This window comes from Haloferax profundi, from assembly GCF_001469865.1.
Classification (GTDB): domain Archaea; phylum Halobacteriota; class Halobacteria; order Halobacteriales; family Haloferacaceae; genus Haloferax; species Haloferax profundi.
Map to the genome: position 1 here is coordinate 1 of NZ_LOPV01000119.1, position 7,165 is coordinate 7,165.

Below are 7,165 nucleotides of genomic sequence, written 5' to 3' on the forward strand. Positions count from 1 at the left end.
GACAGAAAGCCCGTGCCGTCATCCAGAACCGTATCGAAGCGTACGACGGCGTCTGCCCGCACGCCGACCTCGGCGACTGGGGTGTCGAGGGTGACCGCGAGTGGCCGCAGTACATGTTCTCGTCGGACGAATCGCAAGCACCCGACGAGTGCCCGATTCGCATCACGCGCGACCACCCCAAGGTGCCGATGGCACCGGCGGACGACTGAGATGGTCGCACTCCCGTCCGATGCCGTCCTCGTCTGTATCGACATGCAGGTCGGCTTCGACCAACCTCAGTGGGGCGAGCGAAACAATCCCGAGATGGAAGCGCGTGTCGCCGACTTACTCGCCGCGTGGCGCGACGCCGACGCGCCTGTCGTCCACGTCCGACACGATTCGACGGAACCGGACTCACCGCTCCGGAGCGATAGCGAGGGCTTCGACTGGAAGCCAGAAGCCGAACCGGTCGATGGAGAACCGGTCTTCACGAAGCACGTCAACAGCGGGTTCGTCGGCACCGACCTCGAATCGTGGCTCCGCGACCACGGCTACACGACGCTCGTCGTCTGCGGTCTCACGACCGACCACTGTGTCTCGACGACGACGCGGATGGCCGAAAACCTCGGGTTCGAGGTGTTCCTCCCCGAGGACGCGGTTGCGACCTTCGACCGCGACGGCCACGACGGAACGCACTACTCCGCCGACGAGATGCACCGGACTGCGCTGGCGCACCTGAACGGCGAATTTGCGACGGTCGTCGAGACGGCGGGCGTGTTGGCAACTCGCTGACCACCGCGTCGGGGCCGTTCTCTCACTTGCGAAACCCTATCTGGTTACGTTCTGTGGTCTGTGTGGTGTGCTATTGTTACGCAAATACATTTACCGAACCACAGAAAATGTACCGCCATGGGCGTCTCGTTCCTCTCACGCGACAACCTCGCCCTCGAATTCACGTGGAACGAGTTCACGGGCGCGGTAGGGGATTCGGTTACGGTCCTCCCTATCGTCGTCGCACTCTCGCTTCTGTCGGACCTCTCGCTGACGCTCGTCCTCGTCTGGTTCGGCGTCTTCCAAATCGTCTGGGGTCTCTACTACGGCGTTCCACTGTCCGTCGAACCGATGAAAGCGCTGGCCGCACTGGTCCTCGCGGGCACCGTCACGACGACTGAAGCACTCGTCGCTGGGGGCCTCCTCGGTGTCGTCTTACTCGGTATCGGTCAGACGAACTCACTCGAGCGCGTGAGTCAGTACATCGGCGCACCCGTCGTCCGCGGCGTCCAGTTCGGCGTCGCTCTCGTCTTGCTCGAAACAGGCCTCTCACTCGGGTTCTCGGAGCCTCGTCTGGCCGCCCTCGCCGGTGGTATCGTCGTCCTCGCGGTTCTCCTCGGTCGGTGGAACTTGAGCGCCTTCGCGGTTCTCCTCGTCGGTGGCGGTATCGCCGCGTTTCATACCGGTCTTCCCACACCGACGCTCCCCTCGCTCGATGGAGCGTTCCTCGTCTCTCCTGCCGGCGTGACCGTCTCGGCAGTAGAGGGTGCCGCCGGCCAGTTGGCGATGACCGTCGGTAACGCCGCACTCGCCACGTCCGTCCTCCTCGCGGATTACTTCGACCGTGACGTCTCGGCCGACGAACTCGCGACGAGTATGGGCGTGATGAATCTCACGGCGCTCCCCTTCGGCGGGTTCCCGATGTGCCACGGAAGCGGCGGTGTCGCCGGCAAGTACGCCTTCGGCGCTCGGACCGCCGCCGCGAACGTGATTCTGGGCGTCGGATACGTCGTCGTTGCCCTCGTGGCAGTCGAACTCGTCGCCGCGTACCCACTCGCGATGCTGGGCGTCGTGCTGACGGTCATCGCCCTCCAACTCGGCCGGACGAGTATCCGGAAGACGGACGAGTACGTGCTGGTCGTCGGGATTGGTATCCTTGGTGTGGTCGTCAATCTGGGCGTGGCGTTCGTCGTCGGTGTTGGTCTGTGGTTGGGGTGGAATCGGTGGGCTGAACGGTGACTTCCGGGAGCGCAGTGACGTGAAATCGGTCAGGTTGAGACACGACTGTCACTCTGTAATCCAGCCTCCAGACCGACGGCGACGACGAACCTCTTCTCTTCTCCTCGAACTCACGTTTGGTAGTGAGAGTCGACGGGGCGGCCCAGACGTCTCTAGCGAGTCTCACCGGACGAGAACCCTCGAATGATTCAATATTTCAACTATCTAACATAGAGGTGACGAATATCTAGAGGAGCCGATGAATCTCACAGACCGAATCGTACTCGTGACTGGTGCATCGAGCGGGATTGGTGCGGCGACAGCCCGCGCATTCGGTCGTGAAGGAGCACACGTCGTGTTACTGGCCCGGACCGAGTCGAAACTCGTGGAAGTCGCCGAAGAGATTATCGACCACGGTGGGACGGCCACTCCGTATCCAGTCGACCTCACGGAGCCTGACGCAGTCGCGAAGGTTGCGGACACGATTCGAGACGAGGTCGGTCATCCAACGATCGTCGTCAACGTCGCGGGCTCGGGTGAATTCCTCGCAATCGAAGAGACGACGCCGGACGACGCCCGCCGGATGATGGCCGCCCCTTACTTCGCCGCTTTCGACGTTACGCGAACGTTCGTTCCCCATCTCCTCGCCCGGAACGAGGGACATATCGTGAACCTCACCTCGGCTGCTGCGATGGCCCCGTGGCCCGGTTCAGTCGCTTATGCGACGGCCCGATGGGCGATGCGAGGATTCACCGAGGCGTTGCAGGCCGACCTCCGGGATACAGATATCGTGGTTACACTGGTCGTGGCGGCAGAGGTCGAATCACCCTACTGGGAACACAATCCGGGAAGCAGGGAGCGATTGCCCTCCATCAGTAGGCTCTTTCCACTACTGAGTCCAGAAGACGTCGCAGACGCCATCGTCGAAAGCGTCGTCGAAAGTCGACGAACTGTCCTGATTCCACGTCGATTCCGGGTCGTCGCGACACTCCACCGTCTGTTTCCTCGTCCAATCGAGTGGCTCGTCGGGAAGACGGGGTGGCGACGGAGGTGAACGTGTTCTCGTCTCGAACACGTGACTGTTGGGTCCCGGCCCCTCCTGTGAGTTCGAGCGAGAGTGACGTTCGAGACACTTTCTGCCGGCCCTGAAATAGCGTCAAGTGACTCTGGATTGTCGAATGTCGTATGTGGGGAGACAGCATCGACCAGCGGAGACCGACGCCGGACGTGAGGTGGCAACGCCGATGAATCGACGAGCACTGTTGAAGACGGCCGCACTCGGACTCGGCGGCGGGGCACTCTCGACCGGAGTCGTCGCGGGGTCGCCGAGAGGAGCGACACAGACAGAGATGCGGACGATCACTCTCGCAGCAAACGGTCCTGTCGAGTACACGCTCACCGTCGACGGGCACCTCGAACCCGACACGGACGGCGGAGATTTCTCTGCCGACGGCGACGAAGCGGTCGAGTCGCCGAGGTTCGAGGCCGTCTCGAGGATGCGCGACGAGACGGGCCCCCTAGAGAACGCCGGGGGGACGAGGTATCTCGGTGACCGATACCGCGTGAGCGAAATCGTCGAGGTGTGGGGACTCGAAACCAACGGCTACGACGTGCACTTCTACGTCGATGGGTCGCACGTGGGGTCCACACGCGACGCCGACGACGACGGCGAGTTAGTCGACGACATCGGGGAGTTCAGACCCGACCGTTCGGTGATGATAACGGCGAACGGGCCGATTTCGTACGAACTGTGGACCCCGACGACGGAGGTGTCTCCCGACACTGACTCAGGGGACTTCTCGGCCGACTCGGACGACACGCCCACGGACAACGGCGACGGGACGATGACCGTGACGAACGAGACGGGACCGATTCCCGACGACGCGGGCGGGGCGCACTTCCTCGGCGACCGATATCGCTTTTCGGGGTCCATCGAAGAGTTCGACCTGCAGTACGACTCCTCGCGCTACGAGGCGTACGTCTATCTCGACGAACGGAACGTCGACCCGGACGACGTCCGCAACAACGTGTTCTGAGCGGTGTTGGACCAGACGACACGGGTCTGGTAGTTTTTATAACTACCCCGCCGACGTACCACGTATGCAGACGCACATCGTTCCCGTCGGGTTCGACTACGACCGACTCATCGCGTCCGCCCCGCCTCTCTCCGCGTCTCGGTCTGGGTATACAAACAATGTCACCGCTGGAACCACTCTCTCCAGACAGAGGGGTCGACCTGTATCTCACTGATAGAGAGGCAGAGTTAGCTGAGGGAACACTGAAGTCGTACAGATACAAGCTGAACCAATTCGTTGAATGGTGTGATTCGGAAGATATCGACAACCTCAACGGGCTCACAGGCCGAAATTTACTTGAGTTCAAGCAATCCCGTGCAGAGGATTTGAATTCAGTCTCACTGAAAGGGCAACTCGACACCCTTCGGTCGTTCATAAAATTCTGCGAGTCAGTAGATGCTGTTGAGCCCGATCTTCATAATAAGATTCTATCACCCACGTTGACACAGGGGGATAGAGAGCGGGATGTATTGATCGAGTCTGAACAGGCACAGATTATCTTACAACATCTCGCTCGGTTCAACTACGCATCACTCCACCACACACTTCTAACGCTCCTGTGGCGGTGTGGGGCCCGTTCAGGGACAGTAAGATCGTTTGATGTGGAGGACTACGATCGTGAGAATGAACGCATACGGGCGAAACACAGAGATGGAACACCACTTAAGAATCAGCATAGGGGAGAGCGACTGATTGCACTGAGCCCGGACACGTGTTCGGTGTTGAATGACTATCTTGACTATAATCGGCACGATGTGACTGACGAGCGCGGGCGTAACCCACTGCTCACTACAAGATTTGGTCGAATATCTAGGTCAACGATCAGAGAAACTTGCTACAGATGGACGCACCCTTGCCAGTACAATGGGGGTAGTTGTCCACACGGACACGACGTCGACTCATGTAACGCGATCTCTGGACCGAGTAAGGCTCCTTCTGTCTGTCCATCATCCCGAAGTCCTCACGCATGGCGACGAGGTGCAATCACTCACCACCTCACAGAAGATGTTCCTGTTGAGGTTGTGAGTGATCGAATGAATGTTAGCCCTGATGTACTGGAGGCACATTATGATCGCCGATCTGAGGAGGTGAAAGTGGAGCAACGGAGAGAATTCCTACAAAATTTATAGATACTTTGCCTTTTCACTCAATAGGGTGGCAAAAAGGTCAAAATTAGATGTGAAATAAATTGATATGGGAATTTGATACTTAATTATTGTTACAACAACTTTAGGGGTGAAAATATAAGGTGTTGTGGTTTCAGATGTCGAATATGGTGATTAGTAAAACGTCCCAGTTCGTGGGGAAGCTACTACCTCATTCCCGGCAGGCAGTGTCGAATAGAAATCTGGACAAATGTTTACAAAATTCTCAATAATGACTACTATAAGAAATAAAGAGAAAATTCAAATGCATTTGACTGAGGAGACAGCGAAGAGAGTTGATGACTTGTATGAAAAGGTCAATGCATATCGGACTATAGACGGTAAAAAGAAAATTGAAAAGAATCGTCATTATTACGAGGCTCTCGTCTGCGTAGCGCTGGCTGATGAAGGTTTAATTATTGAATTGTTAGATGATATAGAATAGATTTCTCACAACCGATTGTGGTATCTCGGGTTTCTTTTCCTGCCGAAACGGTAGATTGTCTCCGGTTTGTCTGTCTCCCAGAATCCAGGTAGGCGGGGGAGTTCCTCCCACTCTTCGACAGACAGTTCACCTGCTTCTGCAACCACTGTGACGTCGACGGCTTTCAGGCCCTTATCTCCGAATCCCACATCGAAATTGACGTGCTGCCCCTTCTCTGGCCGACCGTCGAATTCACTCACGTGAAAGAAGAGTTCCTTCGGTTCGTTGTCTCCACTGGGATTGTACTGCATTAAATCGACGGTCATGATGAATCCGAACCCACGGTTGGCATTGTAGTCTACGACGATTCCGTCCAGATCGTTCGGTAGGCTGGGCTTTGGTTTTGGCTTCGACGGATTGTCTTTCGAATGCTGTCCCTGAGAGTCTTGGAATGACTTCGACTTCTTTTCTGGAGGTGATTCAGAACTTCTCTCAGTAGATGATTCTCCCCGAGTATCGGTCGGCACAGAACCGTTGAGACCAGTCGAAGATAGATGACGTCCGATGGATCTCTTCTGCTGTGAGCTCAGGCCAGATTTCACCTGCTGTAGATACCACAATACAACGTTCACTACGTCTTCCGGGTAGGATTTCTTGGGGTAAGTGGAAGCCCACATCGAGACGATTTCCTGTAGCTCGCGATCATTGTGGGTGCTCGAGCTGACCCCCTTCGATAGTATTCCCAGTGCAATCACTGCCCTGGGGATATTCGGACTGTTGTCGAAACAGTCCAGAACATGACGGAAGTCTTCGGTTGCTTCTAACAGAACCTGGCTTTTCGTGTGTAAGAGCTGGCCAGCGTTCTTGCTGTGCGTCCACTCACTTTTACTCTGGCCTGTCATTCAGTATCTCTCACTCATATAGGACTTCAATTCTGGTACATATCAATTCCATATATAATTTTGCAGATAATATTACTACGTCATTAGTGGCGAAGATTCTCGGTTGGTTCGAATAGTGAGTTTTCACGGGGTTGTCTGAACCCAGATTGAAACCTATTTCTGGCCATTGTCAGAATCCAGACACCATTGGTGCCCTCAAGACGTGACAGGAGTAGCGTGCAAAATATCACGGAATGAATCTATTCGTTCAGCAAGTATTCCACACGGTTGAATGAGATTGAGGAATTGAAAAGGCACGACAAAGGTCAATTTAACAGTCTATGAAAAAAGCAAATGTTCTGTATTACTATTGGAAATGCCAAGCATATATTCTAATGGTATGTCAACACAACGCACAGACGGCTCTTCGACGATTCGTGACCGAGGTCTTGGGAAGAAAATCTTGTCTCCTTTCGAAGACACGAAAGACAGACAACCGAAGACGAGTAGGCGAACTGTTCTCAAAGGTATTCTCCTTGCATCCATGGTTGGGGGTCCCTTATCAGTGGGAACAAAACAAGTGAGTGCGCAGATAGAGGGAGATTGGCCAACTTTCCAGTATGATGCTGCAAATACGGGTAGAAACACGACTATTCGGGGACCGAATCGTCG

7 protein-coding genes are annotated in these 7,165 nt (G+C 55.9%); 6 read left to right on the forward strand and 1 reads right to left on the reverse strand.

Features of this window, described 5'->3' with window-relative positions; all coding sequences use genetic code 11:
- From AUR66_RS06500 to AUR66_RS20455, 6 genes are all read left to right on the forward strand, one after another.
- On the forward strand, nt 1–209 hold a 209-nt coding region (locus tag AUR66_RS06500; protein ID WP_197409688.1), incomplete at its 5' end, for a YqcI/YcgG family protein.
- Nucleotide 210: 1 nt separating this feature from the next.
- Nucleotides 211–771, forward strand: coding sequence for a cysteine hydrolase family protein (locus AUR66_RS06505; protein ID WP_058571672.1), 561 nt, complete (start codon nt 211–213; stop codon nt 769–771).
- A 117-nt stretch (nt 772–888) separates the two neighbouring features.
- A complete protein-coding gene (locus tag AUR66_RS06510) occupies nt 889–1,989 on the forward strand; it encodes a putative sulfate/molybdate transporter (RefSeq protein WP_058571673.1) in 1,101 nt (366 codons plus the stop codon).
- Between the two features lie 238 nt (nt 1,990–2,227).
- Entirely contained in the window at nt 2,228–3,022 is a 795-nt protein-coding gene (locus tag AUR66_RS06515; RefSeq protein ID WP_058571674.1) for an SDR family NAD(P)-dependent oxidoreductase, read from the forward strand.
- A 190-nt stretch (nt 3,023–3,212) separates the two neighbouring features.
- A complete protein-coding gene (locus tag AUR66_RS06520; RefSeq protein WP_058571675.1) occupies nt 3,213–4,004 on the forward strand; it encodes a hypothetical protein in 792 nt (263 codons plus the stop codon).
- 158 nt (nt 4,005–4,162) lie between these two features.
- A complete protein-coding gene (locus AUR66_RS20455) occupies nt 4,163–5,173 on the forward strand; it encodes a tyrosine-type recombinase/integrase (RefSeq protein ID WP_082682147.1) in 1,011 nt (336 codons plus the stop codon).
- A gap of 465 nt (nt 5,174–5,638) precedes the next feature.
- Here the strand turns inward: AUR66_RS20455 and AUR66_RS06530 are convergent, their stop codons facing one another.
- Nucleotides 5,639–6,514 (reverse strand): cold-shock protein, encoded by an 876-nt coding sequence (locus tag AUR66_RS06530; protein WP_058571677.1) that lies wholly within the window; start codon nt 6,512–6,514, stop codon nt 5,639–5,641.
- Nucleotides 6,515–7,165: the final 651 nt, after the last annotated feature.